The sequence below is a fragment of the Colwellia sp. BRX10-1 genome (assembly GCF_014077545.1).
Lineage (GTDB): Bacteria > Pseudomonadota > Gammaproteobacteria > Enterobacterales > Alteromonadaceae > Colwellia_A.
In genome coordinates this window covers 161,475-178,381 of sequence record NZ_JACGWC010000001.1, presented here as the reverse complement: position 1 = coordinate 178,381, position 16,907 = coordinate 161,475, and the positions used below count along the sequence as shown (strand labels likewise).

Here is a 16,907-nt window from a genome sequence, read left to right as displayed (position 1 = left end):
ACCTAAGCAGACACTCACTTAAAATTGAGACCTAAGTTAATAGATCTAAGCGGGCACTCACTTAAAAATACCTAAGCAGACACTCACTTAAGATTGAAATCCACTTAAAATTGAACAATAACAGTCTTTGCACTAAGCTGAAATAAGGTAGCTATGTTATTTAGGATGAATGATGGCAACGCCAAGGAAGCAACAAATTAGTTTAGAAGACACCCCTTATTATCATTGTGTAGCTCGTTGTGTTCGACGGGCTTTCTTATGTGGTGAAGATAAATATTCAGGCCAAAGCTATGAACACCGTCGAGGCTGGATAGAAGACAAACTTCATTTTCTTACGCAAGTATTCGCTATCGATGTCTGTGCTTATGCTGTAATGAGTAACCATTATCATGTAGTAGTATTTATTGATGAAGCAAAAGCTAAGCAATGGAGCATGATAGAAGTTCTTGAACGTTGGCATACTTTATACAAAGGCACTTTACTGACCAAGCAATATTGTCAGGGTGAAGTCTTAGCAAAGCCATTACTTGATATAGTTAAGTCAACCGCTGAGGTTTATCGAAAACGTCTGATGAAAATTAGTTGGTTTATGGGTTATATTAATGAGGGTATTGCTAGGGCCGCTAATTAAGAAGATAACTGCACAGGTAGATTTTGGGAAGGTAGATTTAAATCACAAGCGCTATTAGACGAAGCTGCCCTTGCATCTTGTATGGCATATGTTGACTTAAATCCTATTCGAGCTAATGCCGCAGAAACACCAGAAAATTCAGAACATACCAGTGTCAAACTTCGATGTGAACAGGCAGCAAAAAGCAAACAGCCCAGCACGCTATTACCCTTTATTGGCAATCCAACAAAGGGTATGCCAAAAGGTAAACCTTTTGGCAATCCAACAAAGGGTATGCCAAAAGGTTTACCTTTTGAACTCAAAGATTATCTTAAATTAATTGAGTTAACAGGTCGATGCATTAGAGAAGGTACATGTGGTTTCATAGAAAAAAGCCAACCTGCAATACTCAATCGATTAAATATATCCGCTGAAAATTGGTTGGTAATCACCACTGAATTTAATACCCAGTTCCATGGTGCCATTGGTCATGAAGTTGCACTGAGTGACTACTGTGAGCATCAACAGTTAAAGCGACGACAAAACTTGAGTCATTGCAACCAACTATTTTCTTAAATAGTTAATCCATAAAAATACTTTCAGATTACTGATCAGGTTTTTCCTGTGGACGAAAATTGTCGAAATATCGATGATTTAAGGAAAATAAAGTTGAAAACTGTTTTAGTACACTTTCATATGACTAAAAATCGATATGACTGACGACAGAATATCAGTTATTAAAATATCTATGTTTTTTGAATTAAAGTGAGTGTCTATGTTGTTTAATTTTCTTAAATAGTTAATCCATAAAAATATTTTCAGATTGCTAATCAGGTTTTCCTTGTGGACGAAAATTGCTGAAATATCGATGATTTAAGGAAAATAAAGTTGAAAAACTGTTTTAGTACACTTTCATATGACTAAAAATCGATATGACTGACGACAGAATATCAGTTATTAAAATATCTATGTTTTTTGAATTAGGGTGGGTGTCTATGTTGTTTTTTTTCATATGAATAATAATCGATATGACTGATGACTGATGACTGAATATCAGTTATTAAAATATTTATGTTTTTTGAATTAAAGTGAGTGTCCATGTTGTTTATTTTTGAATTAAAGTGAGTGTCTATGTTGTTTTTTTTACTTTTTATATCGGAACGAGACCTTAACATTGTTGTTAAGGTCTCGTTGCTTTCTAGAGAAGGCTATTCTTAAATGCTATCAGTAGCAGCACTTTTTTGATAGCTACCGCCCCAAAAATCTATAAAATCAAAACTTAGAGCTGTTCGCTATCTGCTCTCGTGCTACTTGCTTTAGGTGCAGTTATCACTCTTTATTTTTTAACCCATTGCCCCGCGCTATTTTGGATAAAGTGGCCTGGTTGTGTTTTATCATAAGCTTTTTTACCTGCTAAAACGGTGACTTGTTGCATGGTGATTTTATTGGTGCGCGCTAAATTCATATAAATACTTTTGCGCTTTTCGTTAACACTGGTGACTAGGCTCTTCGCGTCTGCGCTATCAATAATAAGACCTAAGTAACCATTAGACATTTCACCAACTAAACCTTGTTGTTTTGCATCGTCGAGTGAAATAGCCCAAGCGGAAAAGGCTATAGTAGAGACCAATAGAGCACAGCTTATTTTTTTTATGAATTTCTTTGTTAAATTTTTCATGGCGTTCCCCTAAAATATGTCGCTTTCAGCACTAAATATGTCGTCTAGTTGTTTATCTACCTTCACCTTTATTTCATGATCAATTTTCAAATTTAAATTAATGGTGATCGGTTCTTTTGCACTAACTTCTATCTTATGTGTACAAGCACTGATAATGAGAACAGTGAATAGCACGATTAGTATTTTACTCATACTTACTCCTTCTTTTTTTGTAAACCTTTGATAAGGCTTTCTTCAAAACGTTGTGTTATTGATAATGATTCAAGTAAGCCAAGCAAGTCGTAACTCAAATTCAAATTTAAATTAACATCGTTATCAATATCTGGATTTCGACCTTTTATTACCGTATTTAACTGCATGTAACCGTCGTCTGCCATAGTAACTGCGGAGGAAAGCTGATGATAATGCAAGTTTTGCAGTGCATCAAACGCCAGTTTTAGTTGGCTGTTGTTTGCTTTAAGCTCTTCTACGGCTGGGTTATCAATGACCTGTATCAGTCCGTTGCTAATATTGTGCAGTTCACCTTTTTCAATAATATATTTATCACCATCAAAAGTAACGGGAAGTTGACCTGATATATTACCCGTTACAACAATACCTTGTTTTTCATCTAATGCTAATACTTGCTCTAAGTCTATACTATTAAGCTGAACATTAACTGAATGCCCATGTTCGACCGGCCATTGTATATTTGGAATAAAGAAGCTGCCCCCTAAAACATTCGCCTTAAGTTTGTTGGCTGAAAGCTGAAAGCTTTTATCGAATGTCCAGTTGGTGTTAATTGATAGCTTTGAAATAGGAGTCACAGTTTCAATTAATTCAACGGTTAAGTTTTCTTTAGCATTGGGCTGAGTTGTTATTTTTCCTGCGAGTAATGAAAAATGTTGTTGCCAATTGAGCTCTTGCAACCAAATGCCATTGATTTCACCACTGAGTGAGGTAATTGCCACCGAAACGTTAAAGGGGGAGTTTTCAATATTGTTTAAAGCGTTTATTTGACCAAAAATATTGTAATCTAATAGGCCATCAATCAATTCAACTTCAGTCGGCAATTGGATATTTAACGATAATAAGTCAGTGAGTTGTAATTTTTTGGCGGAGATAACTAGATTAGGTGACTTGACTGGGCCAGTCAAAACAATGTTGCCTAGCTTCACTCCGTCAGCACTGGCTTGAGCATTAAGCTGAATATCGTCAAAGTTGCCGTTGAGTTCACTAAAAATATTAAACGAAGTTATCTTTAGTTTTTTAGGAATATTCAGCTGTGAAACGTGATTATCGACTTTTAGTTTAATGTTTAGATTGTTGTCCTCTAACAGCGCTACGCTACCCGTTAATTTTGTTGTTAATTTTTTTAGGCTTAACAGTGCTTGAGGTTTTTGTGCAGTTGACGTTTTTGTGGTGATTTTATTGTGCGTTTGATTATTATTTTTGTCCTCAGTCATCTGTTTAAGCACCACGATATTATTTAAGGTGATTGAAGAGTCTGCTGTTAAATTAATCGTTGTTGTTTGCTCGGTTTTATTTAGTGAGCCAATTAAGTGTAAAGCAACAGGCGCAGGAGTGTATTTTGCTATGTTAACCAGCTTCAGCTGACTATCAATAACAAAACGCTCTACTGCTAATGCATAAGGTATTTGTGGGGTAGGTAAGTCAAAAGTAATATTATCAAATTTTACTTGGTGAGGTCGTGCACCGCTAAAGGCGCTTATTTCAAGATGACTAAGGTAGCCCTTACTATCGTTCAGTGTTAATCGTGCATCGCCTTGCGGTTTTATGGTTACGTGCGTTAATGGATTCTCTTCAAGTATTGACATCATTGTTGGCGATAGCCCGGCTTGGGTTAACTTCGCTAACAACTGTGGCTGACTATATTCCACTGATATTTCATTTTTTCCAACAAAGGTTAATGCGACTGTTATCTTGTCTTTAGCGGAAATTTCATTAGTCGTTTCTTTGGCGATTAAATCAAATTGACTATCGAAGTTCAGCGCACCTAATAGTTTAAACGGGCCGCTATTGCCTATGCCGTTTTCAGAAATTATCGAGATATTGCTTATTTGATTTTTCAAGCTAATAGAGCTCGCTTGATATTTCATCTGTGTGTTGAAATCACCTGAGATTTCGCTAGCCGTTAAGTTGTCTGTTAATGCTGCGGTAATAGGTAATCGATGGGCGCTTAAAAAGCTTTTTAGTAAACTTAATTTACTTGAGATCGCAATGGAAAAACCTTCTTTCTCTTGGGTTAGCTTAGCCTCAATAAACACTAGGCTTTCGGATGTTGTTAGTGTAAAAGACAAGTTATTAGCTAGTGTCGATAAATTAGCAATATATTTTGTCTCAGTTTTATTGCTAAGCGTAAACGGTGAATAGGAAAGTTTAGTGACATTTATTTTTGCCGGTAAATTAAACTGCTTAATTTGTTGTGCATAAGTTTGTAAGCTTGTTGAAAGCAATTGGCTTAAGTTTTGATTTTCTTGCTCTTTGTTTAAGAGAGCATCATCTTTTTTGGAGAATAAATGATCTGTACCTTTAATCTCTGCCAACCTTATATCAATATCAGTTATATTAAGGCTAGGGGATAGTTGCCATTGTATTATCATACCGACAATTTGAATGTTAGCCTTTGGGGTCTGTAAGCATGCCTTGTTGACCCTAATGGCCATATTACTGGTAAGGCTTACATTTAGGCAAGTCAACGCTATTTTGTCTGAATTGAATTGTGTTTTTACAAGGTAATTGATAACTGAAACTCTAGCACTGTAAGTGATAGTGAAAATAATCAGTAAGGTGATAACAGCAATTAAGATAAATTTAAGAAATCGCACTTAGGCTCCCTTGCCATAGCTACTTTTTAACTCAAGTAGAAAATATGTTAATTGCTATTAATCGCTGATGACCGTGAGTCGACCGTCTATTTATGGTCACAACTGTTAACAGGGTAGCCTAATTTTACACAATCGAACATAGCTAGTGATTGATGAATTACAGGAAAAAATAAGATTACAGGTACTTTTTACCATATCAGTAGGTGGTTTTGCTTTTCTTGAGAAGGAATGGAAGAAAGGTTGCTGACTGCCGGAGTTGAACTGCTGCATGTTAAGAGTGACTGAGTTTATCAGTAGGTGGTTTTACTTTTCTTAAGACGAAAAAAAACCTTAACATTGCTGTTAAGGTTTCGTTCCTTCCTTTCGGAATGGAATAAAGGTTGCTGACTGCCGGAGTCGAATTGCTGCACGTTAAGAGTGACTGAGTTTATCAGTAGCTGTTAGTTCTAACTTTCGAGTATTTAACTTCAAAGTATAGACCGACAAATTTTAGACGAAAAAAAACCTTAACATTGCTGTTAAGGTTTCGTTCCTTCCTTTCGGAATGGAAGAAAGGTTGCTGACTGCCGAAGTTGAATTGCTGCACGTTAAGAGTGACTGAATATATCAGTAGCTGTTAGTTCTAACTTTCGAGTATTTAACTTCAAAGTATAGACCGACAAATATCAGACGAAAAAAAACCTTAACATTGCTGTTAAGGTTTTTTTCCTTCCTTTCGGAATGGAAGAAAGGTTGCTGACTGCCGAAGTTGAATTGCTGCACGTTAAGAGTGACTGCATTTATCAGTAGCGGTTAGTTCTAACTTTCGAGTATTTAACTTAAAAGTATCGCCCGACAAATTTCAGACGAAAAAAAACCTTAACATTGCTGTTAAGGTTTCGTTCCTTCCTTTCGGAATGGAAGAAAGGTTGCTGACTGCCGAAGTTGAATTGCTGCACGTTAAGAGTGACTGAGTTTATCAGTAGGAGGTTTTACTTTTCTTAAGACGAAAAAAAACCTTAACATTGCTGTTAAGGTTTCGTTCCTTCCTTTCGGAATGGATGGTGCCGACTGCCGGAGTCGAACTGGCGACCTACTGATTACAAGTCAGTTGCTCTACCAACTGAGCTAAGTCGGCACACAAAGATGTGTGCGATAAATTTATTCTATTGAACTATTTATCTTGGCACCGAACAAATGTTTCTACACTATTTCTATATTAAAAAAGTAAGCAACAAATATTCAAATAGGTTGAATAGATGGTGCCTCGACCCGGAATCGAACCAGGGACACGAGGATTTTCAATCCTCTGCTCTACCGACTGAGCTATCGAGGCAGTGTCTAATCTGCTGTCTTTTCGGCTTTGCCTTGAAGACGGGGCGTATTAAACTGTTTTTCGATTTGTTCGTCAACCCTTTTTTTTAAATAAATGTTTGTTTGCTTGTTTTTTCTGCTTATTGGCGGAATAGTCAGCGTAAAATCACCATTTAATCAAAATTATCAATAAAAAAAGTTGTTGAACCCTTACTTTTTCGGTGGAACGTAACCTTCAATTTCAGGTTCTTTTCCTTCAAAAAGATAAGCAACCATAGCCGTTTCTAAAAAAGCACGGTCATTTGGCTCCATCATGTTCATTTTTTTCTCATTAATAAGCATGGTTTGTTTTTGTTGCCAGTTTTTAAATGCTTCTTGACTGATATTATCAAAAATACGTTTACCGACTTCTCCAGGATAAAGTTGAAATCCTAGTCCTTCAGCGTCTTTTTTTAAATTTTGGCAAAATATAATACGGCTCATAAGTTAATTCTCTTGTTCTAGGTTGTAAGTTGGTCTGTGCATTTATACTTTTACCACTTTAATATTCATCTGTATCTTAAAGTGGTATCGATATATAAATATCATGGCTTTAATAAGCTGATCAATTTTTGAGTTGATGCTGCTAAGCCAACCGATGCAGTTGTGGCTAAATTGTACCACTGTTGTTGGTTGTTTTCGTTGATTTCTTTTGCTGGTAATTGTTCACAATCAATCACTACTGGCGATATATCTAAATGAAAGTGACTAAAGGTATGGCGAAATTTTACTAAGGGTACAACGGACGTTTGTTTCAAGTGGAGCTTCGCTAATAATGCGGCAATCTCTTCTTCGTGCTGGACCTCTAAAAAACACCATAAACCTCCCCATATGCCACTTGGAGGACGTTTCTCTAATAATACTTGCTGGTTAATACGAGGTATCACCATAATAGTTTGTTTTTCTGGAATGGTTTTCTTTGGTTTTTTTTGTGGGTAACTACTTTGTTCATTCAGTGAAAAAGCTAAACAAGTGTCACTTAACGGGCACAGCTCACATTTAGGTTTACTGCGAGTACAAATAAGTGCGCCTAGATCCATCATCGCTTGATTAAACTGCGCAACACCTTCTTTGGGCGTTAATACCTCAGCAATCGGCCATAACGATTTTTCATACTTACTCTGACCATTATGGCCTTCAACCATATAACAACGAGCTAATACCCGTTTTACATTACCATCTAAAATAGCGTGATGCTTATTCAATGCCAAACTTAAAATTGCACCAGCCGTTGAACGACCAATACCCGGTAGAGCAATAACTTGTTCAATGTCCTCAGGAAAAGTACCTTGGTATTGCTGAGTAATTATTTTTGCTGTTTTATGTAAATTACGAGCTCGAGCGTAATAACCTAATCCTGTCCAGTGATGTAAAACGTTATCTTCATCGGCATTAGCTAAATCGGTAATTGTTGGGAAACTGTCCATAAAACGATGATAGTACGGGATAACCGTTGCTACCTGTGTTTGTTGCAGCATTATTTCAGAGATCCATACACGGTATGGGGTTTTATTGTGCTGCCAAGGTAAGTGCTTTCTGCCTTGGGCTTGATACCAGTCGAGTGTTTGCGTGGCAAAAAACTGTGCTGATTTCGGTGATATTTGAGTTTTATTTGTCATAGCGACTTAGTTTACCTAATAAACGGGCACGAATAAATGTGCATTTTTTATTGCAAAAATTTATAATGCCATTATGCTCTCGTCCATATTAATCTCGAGATTATCACTCGAAATATACTTGCTAAGATTTAAGGAATTAAAATGAAATTAAATGCTAAAAACCGTAACCGCCGTTTACGTAAAAAATTACGTGTTGATGAATACCAAGAATTAGGTTTTGACGTCGCTTTTAAATTAGCTGACGGTACGGACAATGATACGGTTGATACTTTTTTGAATAACTTTTTTAATGAAGTTATTCAACCTAATGGTTTAGGTTTTGGCGGTGAAGGCGATGTTTTATGGCATGGTATCGTTTGTACTCAAAATATCGGTAAGTGTACCGATGAACATCGTACCGCTGTAGAATCTTGGTTGAATGAAAATGGCGCTACAGCAGTAGCTGTTAGTGATCTTTACGATGTTTGGTGGGCTGAATAACTTTATTCATCATAAATGAACTTTACCCGGCATTGTCAGCATTTTTCAGTGCCATTACTTATGTACAATAAGTGCAGACTCTGAAAATTTTGGCTGCTTTGTTTAAAGCGCATTTATTTAGAATAAAACTTGGATTATATTGAAGAAATATATGGTAGATAAAACTGAAAACACCCACAAAAGCATTGAAGAAGCTGAAAAAGAAGGCAAATATATTCGCAAAGTACGTAGTTTTGTTAAGCGCGAAGGGCGATTAACAAAAGGACAAGCGAATGCATTGGAGCAATTTTGGCCAACAATGGGCTTAAACCATCTTGATGGAATGATTGATTTTGCTCACTTATTTAATAACAGCAATCCTATTATCTTAGAAATTGGTTTTGGCATGGGTAAATCTTTAGTCGAAATGGCAAAAAATGCCCCAGAACTAAATTTTGTTGGTGTTGAAGTGCATCGTCCGGGTGTTGGCGCTTGTATTTCATTAGCAGATGAAGAAGGCGTTCATAATTTAAAGGTTTTTGAACACGATGCGATAGAAGTGCTTGCTGACTGTATTCCTAATAGTTCATTAACGACCGTGCAATTGTTTTTTCCTGATCCTTGGCATAAAAAGAAGCATCATAAACGTCGAATTGTTTCGTTAGAATTTGTCGAAACTATTCGTCAAAAGCTAAAGGTGGGTGGTGTTTTTCATATGGCTACTGACTGGGAAAATTACGCAGAATGCATGATTGAAGATATGAACTCAGCGCCGGGCTATAAAAACTTAGCCACCGATGGTGACTTTGTGCCACGTCCTGATTCTCGGCCATTAACGAAATTTGAAAACCGTGGTCATAACTTAGGTCATGGCGTTTGGGATATTCAATTTAAACGCCAAGATTAATCTAGAATGAACAATTAATTTAAGTACTCTTGTTCAACGTGAAAAAGATGCTGGCTATTACGTAAGTTGCCGGTGTCTTTTAACCACTGCGTACTAATGATTTCTCGTTGCAAGGCGGCTTGCAAAATACGCACTTTATACTGCGACCAATAATAAATCGTTGCTTGTTGATGAATTTCGTTATTTGGAAAAATATCACTTCTGCTTTCTTCTAATTCGGCTAAAATATCAGCAATAACTTTTGGCTTTAACTCTTTTTCTATCTGTAGCTTAAATTTAGTGAAACGTTTTGCTTTAACTAATAACCATGCCATCCACAATATTACGGCAACAGCAAAAACAAATAAAATATCTATACTCATAACTGATTTATTCTATAAAAACATTGTGGGCATCTTATCAGTCAAACTGAATTTGGCTAAAGCTTATTTTTATTTTATAACTCGGGTATTTACAAAAATTAAACCGCTAGCCCTCTTAACTCTATGTTAGGTTAATTAAACGCTATATTGTTGCTTTTTATCGATGAGTTACTTTGCTTTTTTGTTAAGTAAAATAGCAATTAAACGCTGAACTGTGCTTGTTCATGCATCAGTAACTTTGCTTTTAAAGCTAAACCACCAGCATAACCTGTTAATTTTCCATTGGCACCTATAACACGATGGCAAGGGATAATTAAAGCGATCGGGTTTTTTCCGTTTGCTGCGCCAACCGCTCGTACGGCCTTTTCATTATTAATTTTTTTTGCTATCCATAAATAACTTTTGGTCTCACCTTGTTTGACAGTCAGCAATGCTTGCCATACTTTTTGCTGAAACGGTGTACCTTGTGGTGCAAGTGCCAAGTCGAAGACAGTACGATGACCAGAAAAATATTCTGCAAGCTGTTGAACCACTCGGGTAAAATGAGTAGGGCTCTCTGTGTCATTTTCATCAATAATCAGCGGTAAAGCGCCATCTTGAAAAGCAAGCGCCGTTAGCCCTTGGTCATTAGCGGTTAATGCGATATTGCCGTAAGGAGAAGGGGTGATAGTAAAGTACATATTTATTCCTTTGTTAAAGCATAACCCATGAAATATTGTGAGGATAAATAACTATTTTAAAGATAATTAACGATAATGCACAGCACTAAAATTGCTTCTTCAGTTAAAGCGCTAAACTAAAATAAAGCATAAGTCGTTTTATGTCAGCCATTATTTATTAGTGGCTAACTTGTTACGGTATTGTCGTGCAATAACTTTTAAAATATCACGCCAACTGATAATACCAATAGGTTGCATTTCATCATTTACAATCGGCAGACATGAAAGGTGATTGTCATGAAACATTAATACTGCGTCATTTAAACTGACTTCTGCTTTGGCTGTTGTCAGGTCTCTGTTCATGATGAGGTGTAGCTTCTTTTGTAACATTGAATGGTCACGGGGCGTTTCGTTTTTAGTGCCAATTGTTGGACTTAAATGCTTGTATATATCTCTATCGGTGACCACCCCGACAAGTTGTTTATCACAAAGTATCAAAATATGGTGAATGCTGTGTTGGTCAAATATTGCTTTTGCTTTACTTAAATCATCGTCAAGTTCTAAGGTAATTAAGTTTGTCGACATAATTTTACTTAAGCTCATCATTCTCTCCTAATATTTGATTTTTGTTTGCTCGTCACGATAAACAAAACTTTGTTAATTAACAATAATCTTTTAGTCAAAACTACCTCTTTAGTGATTTATATAAAACTAATTGTTGGCTGTCACAAAAGTGTCATACAACTGTCTTATAATTCATATCGTACTAAAGTCTCCATAATTGAAGGTGTTTAAGTGGCAATTGCATTAAAATCGACTGGCCCACGTCAGTTGAAAAATACATTAGCACAATGGTTAATAACAGTAGGCGGTATAAGTGTTTTGTTTACACTGGTGCTGATCTTTTTATATTTACTCTATGTGATAAAACCTATTTTTGAGTCGGCAACAATAGAGCCTGTTGGTCAATTTGAAATCAGTACCACGGCACCCACGTTATCTGCGGGTGTTGATGAACTAAAAGAAATCGCTTTTCAAATTACTCAGCAAGGTGATATTAACTTTTATCAGCTCGTCAAAAGTGCTGCTAATGAAAAAGGTACGTTAGTACTCAGTGAAAACTTATTGAGTGATGATAAAACCTTAATTAATGTTGTTAATTCTGGTGTAGAAAAGAAACTACTCATTGATAGTGACGGCAACATGCAGCTTATTGCCGCTAAATTCTTTTCTAATTTTGATTCGGGTACACGAGAAATTATTCCTAGTGTTGCCTATCCGTTAGGAGAAGAGTCGATAGCCGTTGACGAGAGTGGCGAAGTTCTTACTGAACTTTCATTTGGTATGAATGATGAAAAAGCGGTTTTTGTTGCGTTTACACAAGACCAGCGTTTAATTAAGACTAGCTTAATTGCTGAAGATGACTTTACTTACGACAGCGCTTACGAAACTATTTATCAAGAAATTGATTTTCCTGCTGATCATGTTAACGAAATCTTAGTGACTCCTGATATGGGCTTAGCTTTTGTTCGTAGTGATGATCAAGTCTTTGTTTTTGATCTTACCGATGAAGATGACGTTGAACTTAAAGCCACAATTATTCCCTCTTTAGAACAAACCAGAAGCAAACCCCATCATGTTACAGCAATGGCATTACTTTCTGGTAGTAGCTCAATCTTATTAGGTAGCAGTGCGGGTAAAGTTACACAATGGTTTGAAGTGGCTACTGACGATGGTCGTCAATTTAAAAATGTTCGTAGCTTTAACGTTAGTGATACAGAAGCTGTTACTCAAATTCATACCGAACAATTTCGTAAAAGTTTCTATACTTTAACGACCTCAGGAAATATGGGGGTTTTCTACACCACCAGTGAAGCTGATTTATGGCGTGGTCAACTAACAACTACCGAACCTAGCGTATTTGCAATTTCTCCTCGTGCTGATGGTTTAGTCGTGATTGACGAAAATCAGCTAAAAATATTCAGCGTTGAAAATGAACATCCCGAAGTGACTTGGAGCGCTTTGTGGGAAGAAGTTTGGTATGAAGGTTACCCAGAGCCCGAGTATATTTGGCAGTCAACTTCCGGTTCAGATGATTTCGAAGGTAAATTTTCTTTAGTACCCATTTCATTTGGTACCATGAAAGCGGCCATGTACGCGATGTTATTTGCTGTGCCTATTGCGTTAAGTGCTGCTATTTACACCGCTTACTTTATGACCCCTGGTATGCGCCGAAAAGTTAAGCCAACAATTGAGTTAATGGAAGCATTGCCAACAGTTATCTTAGGGTTCTTGGCGGGTTTATGGTTAGCGCCAATAATCGAAAATTATTTGCCAGCAATCGCAATGCTATTAATTATGTTACCGCTTTCAGTCTTTGTAACTGCATTTGCTTGGCATAAACTGCCTAAAGATATGAAAAATACTATTCCTGAAACATGGGCGCCGATCATACTTGTTCCTGTCTTGTTAATTGCCGGTGGTAGTGCATTTTTGTTATCTCCTTTCTTTGAAACCTTGTTTTTTGGTGGCGATGTTCGTCAGTATATTACTAACGACCTCGGTATTGACTTTGACCAACGTAATTCATTAGTGGTTGGTTTAGCGATGGGATTTGCCGTTATACCGACCATTTTTTCTATGGCAGAAGATGCAATATTTAGTGTACCTAAACATTTAACCAGTGGTTCACTCGCTTTGGGGGCTACACAATGGCAAACGCTTGCGAAAGTTGTTTTGTTAACCGCTAGTCCAGGTATTTTTTCTGCAGTGATGATGGGCTTAGGCCGTGCAGTAGGCGAAACCATGATAGTGCTGATGGCGACGGGTAATACCCCAATTTTAGATTGGAGTATCTTCCAAGGTATGCGTACCTTAGCAGCAAATATTGCTGTAGAAATGCCAGAATCCGAGGTAGGGAGTTCGCATTATCGAATTCTATTTTTAGCTGCTTTTGTTTTATTTGTTTTCACCTTTATTTTTAACACGTTTGCTGAGCTGATACGTCAGCGCTTACGTGAAAAATACAGCTCGTTATAGTTAAGGAACTGAGTTTATGAATAGTTGGTTTAAATCTGGTTCTCCGTGGGTGTGGTTGTCTGCTGGCGGAGTAAGTATCAGTTTAATTTCAGTTCTAGGTTTATTGTGGTTAATTGCTTCACGTGGTTTATCTTACTTTTGGCCTGCAGACATTTATCAATTTGAGACGGTTAATGAAAAAGGCCAAGCAGTTACCGTTATTGGTGAGATATACGATCGTGAAAGCCTGCCAAGCAAGCAGTTATCGCATTTAAATTTAGGTTTAGATCCTACTAAAGAAACCATTGAGCGAATTTTAGTGAAAACGGGTAACCGTGAATTAGTTAATCTAGATTTTCGCTGGTTGTTAATGCCGCTTATTAACAAAACCACCATGCCTGAAGATGTTGTGGTGATTGAACGTCGTACCAATGGTAATTTTTATGGCTTCATTGAAGGGATTATCTTAGATGGTCAGCCTGAAGGCCTAGACAAAATGGCTGAGTTGCTGGAACGTGTTGATAATTTTCAAGACGAAATGGACGAATTACAAAAAGTTGATATCGGTGCCATCAATTATCAAATAGAACGCTTACGGCTTAAAAAGCGTAAACATAAACTTGATGAGACCTTAACCGTTGAGCGCGAACAAGAAATTGATGCAGAAGTTGCTCGTTATAACGCTGATTACCAAGTACTAGAAAAACAGTTAATGGCTATCCGTGACAAAGTATCTCGTGATCAACTTGTGGTACGCGCTATGGGCGGTGAGGTTATTGAGATAAATTTTGAAGAAATACTCAAAGTTACTTATAACAATAAACTGTCTGTTTTTGGCCGAGCTGCGGTATTTATTCAGCAAATAGGCAGTTTCTTAATTGATGACCCACGAGAAGCAAATACCGAAGGGGGCGTTTTTCCTGCAATATTTGGTACTGTTTTAATGGTTTTACTGATGACAGTCATTGTTTCTCCTATGGGCGTTATAGCGGCTATTTACTTACATGAATATGCGGGTAAAAATGCCCTGACTAAACTACTTCGTATCGCTGTTATTAACTTAGCAGGTGTACCGTCAATCGTTTATGGGGTGTTCGGCTTAGGTTTCTTTGTTTACATGGTGGGTGGTAGTTTAGATCAACTGTTTTATGCCGAGACACTGCCTAGTCCAACTTTTGGTACGCCAGGTGTTATGTGGTCTGCGATTACTCTCGCGATACTAACATTACCGGTTGTTATTGTTTCAACCGAAGAAGGCCTATCACGCATTCCTTCAGCTATGCGTCACGGCTCTTTAGCGCTAGGTGCAACCAAAGCAGAAACGTTATGGCGTATTATTCTACCGATTGCTAGTCCAGCAATTATGACGGGTATCATTTTAGCGATTGCTCGTGCGGCCGGTGAAGTTGCACCACTGATGCTAGTTGGTGTTGTAAAAATGGCGCCAAATTTACCGCTCGATGGTAACTTCCCATATTTACATTTAGACCGTAAGTTTATGCATTTAGGTTTTCATATTTATGATGTAGGCTTCCAAAGCCCTAATGTTGAAGCGGCAAGACCATTAGTTTTTGCAACCGCATTTTTATTGGTGACAATTATTGTCTCACTGAATATGACAGCAGTTACCATACGTAACCGTTTAAGAGAAAAATATCGCATGTTAGAGCATTAATTTTATTGAAGAATACCATTCTTATTTTAGTTAAATATACTGACATAAGAATGGCTCAAAATATAAAGTAAAAAAGTTTTAACAGTCACGAACAAAATTTAAGCATTGAAAGAGAAAACTATGATTTCAGTCAGCCCAAGAACATTAGATCCAAAAGTTAAACTTGATCTTAACAACTTATCGCCAGAACAAGTGGCGTTAGAAATTAAAAATTTAAACCTATACTATGGTGACAAACAAGCACTACAAAATATCAGCATGTCTATTCCTAAAGGACAAGTTACCGCGTTTATTGGTCCTAGTGGTTGTGGTAAATCTACGTTGTTACGTTGTATTAACCGTATGAACGACTTGGTTGATATATGTAAGATTGAAGGTGAAATTAATCTTCATGGCGAAAATATTTATGGAAAACATGTTGATGTTGCAGCGCTGCGTCGTCAAGTAGGTATGGTTTTTCAACGACCTAATCCATTCCCTAAAAGCATTTATGAAAATGTTGTCTATGGTTTACGTATTATGGGCGAAAATAATCGCCGTGTATTGGATGAAGCCGCAGAAGTTGCGCTGCGAAGTGCGGCATTATGGAATGAAGTAAAAGACCGTTTGCACGATAGTGCACTGGGACTTTCTGGTGGTCAACAGCAACGTTTAGTGATTGCTCGCGCCATTGCGATTAAGCCAGAAGTTTTATTGCTTGATGAACCTACTTCGGCACTTGACCCTATTTCAACATTGACGATTGAAGAATTGATTAATGACTTAAAAAAGCAGTTTACTGTGGTCATTGTTACCCATAATATGCAACAAGCTGCACGTGTTTCAGATCAAACAGCATTTATGTACATGGGTGACTTAATTGAATACAGCGATACTAATACGCTGTTTACCACGCCGGCAAAAAAGAAAACTGAAGATTATATTACTGGCCGTTACGGTTAATAGAGACGATTAATATTCTACTTTTAATATAGAATAACAAGGAAAAACAATGGATAACATCAATCTTGGTCGTCATATATCAGGCCAATTTAACGAAGATTTAGAAAATGTCATCAACCATGTCATGCATATGGGTGGTCTGGTTGAAAAACAATTAAGCGATTCACTCACGGCTGTTTATGATGCGGATGAAGTCTTGGCAAAAAATGTCTTAGCGAACGATTATAAAATTAATGCCTTAGAAGTCAGTATTGACGATGAATGTACACGCATCATAGCTAAGCGTCAGCCAGCTGCTGGCGATTTACGTTTAATTATGGCTATTGTAAAAACAATTGCTGATTTAGAGCGTATCGGCGACGAAGCACAGAAAATTGCTCGGGTAGCACTCGAAAACTTCTCTGGAGAGCAAAAAGCGCTATTACTTAATTTAGATAATTTAGGTCGTAAGGTTTTAGAATTTTTACAAGCAACTCTTGATGCTTTTACACGTATGGATGTCGACTCAGCTGTTTTAACTCATGGCAATGACGAGAAGATTGATCGTGAATACGAGGCGCTAATGCGTCAATTAATGACTTACATGATGGAAGATCCGCGTTCTATCCCACAAATAATGAGTGTTATCTGGTCAGCTCGTGCTTTAGAACGTATTGGTGACCGTTGTCAAAATATTTGCGAATACATTATCTATTTTGTCAAAGGAAAAGATGTTCGCCACACAACAGCTGAAGATATTAAATCTTTGTAAATTTGGAAAAAGCCGCTACGTTTAAATAACTTTCTATATACCTGTTATGTTTCGACAAATCATAGCT

The 16,907-nt window shown here is 37.1% G+C and carries 14 protein-coding genes, 2 tRNA genes and 1 pseudogene; 7 read left to right on the top strand and 10 right to left on the bottom strand.

Going from position 1 to position 16,907, the window contains the following annotated elements:
* The first annotated feature begins 172 nt into the window (after positions 1–172).
* Positions 173–1,186 (top strand): annotated as a pseudogene (locus H4J75_RS00820) (transposase).
* Between the two features lie 760 nt (positions 1,187–1,946).
* Here H4J75_RS00820 and H4J75_RS00815 read toward each other — a convergent pair.
* The 7 genes from H4J75_RS00815 to mutY all read right to left on the bottom strand — a co-directional run bounded on the left by H4J75_RS00815 (position 1,947) and on the right by mutY (position 8,067).
* Positions 1,947–2,288 (bottom strand): YdbL family protein, encoded by a 342-nt coding sequence (locus tag H4J75_RS00815; RefSeq protein ID WP_182221092.1) that lies wholly within the window; start codon positions 2,286–2,288, stop codon positions 1,947–1,949.
* Positions 2,289–2,297: 9 nt separating this feature from the next.
* Positions 2,298–2,480 (bottom strand): YnbE family lipoprotein, encoded by a 183-nt coding sequence (locus H4J75_RS00810; RefSeq protein ID WP_182221091.1) that lies wholly within the window; start codon positions 2,478–2,480, stop codon positions 2,298–2,300.
* Between the two features lie 2 nt (positions 2,481–2,482).
* On the bottom strand, positions 2,483–5,116 hold the full coding sequence (locus H4J75_RS20350; RefSeq protein ID WP_182221090.1) for a YdbH domain-containing protein: 2,634 nt from the start codon (positions 5,114–5,116) through the stop codon (positions 2,483–2,485).
* Positions 5,117–6,157: 1,041 nt separating this feature from the next.
* A tRNA-Thr gene (locus tag H4J75_RS00800) sits at positions 6,158–6,233 on the bottom strand.
* Positions 6,234–6,355: 122 nt separating this feature from the next.
* A tRNA-Phe gene (locus tag H4J75_RS00795) sits at positions 6,356–6,431 on the bottom strand.
* Positions 6,432–6,619: 188 nt separating this feature from the next.
* On the bottom strand, positions 6,620–6,892 hold the full coding sequence (locus H4J75_RS00790; protein ID WP_070374680.1) for an oxidative damage protection protein: 273 nt from the start codon (positions 6,890–6,892) through the stop codon (positions 6,620–6,622).
* A gap of 101 nt (positions 6,893–6,993) precedes the next feature.
* The gene (gene mutY, locus H4J75_RS00785; protein WP_182221089.1) at positions 6,994–8,067 is read right to left on the bottom strand and encodes an A/G-specific adenine glycosylase; all 1,074 of its coding nucleotides are present in this window, start codon (positions 8,065–8,067) and stop codon (positions 6,994–6,996) included.
* A gap of 141 nt (positions 8,068–8,208) precedes the next feature.
* Here mutY and H4J75_RS00780 point away from each other — a divergent pair, with 141 nt between their 5' ends.
* Both H4J75_RS00780 and trmB read left to right on the top strand, forming a co-directional pair.
* Positions 8,209–8,547 carry a 50S ribosome-binding protein YggL gene (locus tag H4J75_RS00780; RefSeq protein ID WP_182176192.1) on the top strand — a complete coding sequence of 113 codons (339 nt, stop codon included), beginning with the start codon at positions 8,209–8,211 and terminating at the stop codon, positions 8,545–8,547.
* 151 nt (positions 8,548–8,698) lie between these two features.
* The gene (trmB, locus tag H4J75_RS00775; protein WP_182213466.1) at positions 8,699–9,433 is read left to right on the top strand and encodes a tRNA (guanosine(46)-N7)-methyltransferase TrmB; all 735 of its coding nucleotides are present in this window, start codon (positions 8,699–8,701) and stop codon (positions 9,431–9,433) included.
* 14 nt (positions 9,434–9,447) lie between these two features.
* On the opposite strand, the gene H4J75_RS00770 is transcribed toward trmB, so the two are convergent.
* From H4J75_RS00770 to H4J75_RS00760, 3 genes are all read right to left on the bottom strand, one after another.
* Positions 9,448–9,795, bottom strand: a complete 348-nt coding sequence (locus tag H4J75_RS00770) for a hypothetical protein (RefSeq protein ID WP_220465200.1) — start codon at positions 9,793–9,795, stop codon at positions 9,448–9,450.
* 200 nt (positions 9,796–9,995) lie between these two features.
* Positions 9,996–10,475, bottom strand: a complete 480-nt coding sequence (locus H4J75_RS00765) for a methylated-DNA--[protein]-cysteine S-methyltransferase (protein WP_182221088.1) — start codon at positions 10,473–10,475, stop codon at positions 9,996–9,998.
* A 150-nt stretch (positions 10,476–10,625) separates the two neighbouring features.
* Positions 10,626–11,060, bottom strand: coding sequence for a CBS domain-containing protein (locus H4J75_RS00760; RefSeq protein ID WP_182221087.1), 435 nt, complete (start codon positions 11,058–11,060; stop codon positions 10,626–10,628).
* A gap of 189 nt (positions 11,061–11,249) precedes the next feature.
* Here H4J75_RS00760 and H4J75_RS00755 point away from each other — a divergent pair, with 189 nt between their 5' ends.
* The 4 genes from H4J75_RS00755 to phoU all read left to right on the top strand — a co-directional run bounded on the left by H4J75_RS00755 (position 11,250) and on the right by phoU (position 16,840).
* Positions 11,250–13,493: an ABC transporter permease subunit gene (locus H4J75_RS00755; protein WP_310733584.1), complete on the top strand. Its 2,244-nt coding sequence runs from the start codon at positions 11,250–11,252 to the stop codon at positions 13,491–13,493.
* Between the two features lie 16 nt (positions 13,494–13,509).
* The gene (gene pstA, locus H4J75_RS00750; protein ID WP_182213470.1) at positions 13,510–15,147 is read left to right on the top strand and encodes a phosphate ABC transporter permease PstA; all 1,638 of its coding nucleotides are present in this window, start codon (positions 13,510–13,512) and stop codon (positions 15,145–15,147) included.
* A 120-nt stretch (positions 15,148–15,267) separates the two neighbouring features.
* Positions 15,268–16,089 (top strand): phosphate ABC transporter ATP-binding protein PstB, encoded by an 822-nt coding sequence (gene pstB / locus H4J75_RS00745; RefSeq protein WP_070374673.1) that lies wholly within the window; start codon positions 15,268–15,270, stop codon positions 16,087–16,089.
* 49 nt (positions 16,090–16,138) lie between these two features.
* A complete protein-coding gene (phoU, locus tag H4J75_RS00740) occupies positions 16,139–16,840 on the top strand; it encodes a phosphate signaling complex protein PhoU (RefSeq protein WP_182176185.1) in 702 nt (233 codons plus the stop codon).
* The last annotated feature ends 67 nt before the right edge of the window (positions 16,841–16,907 follow it).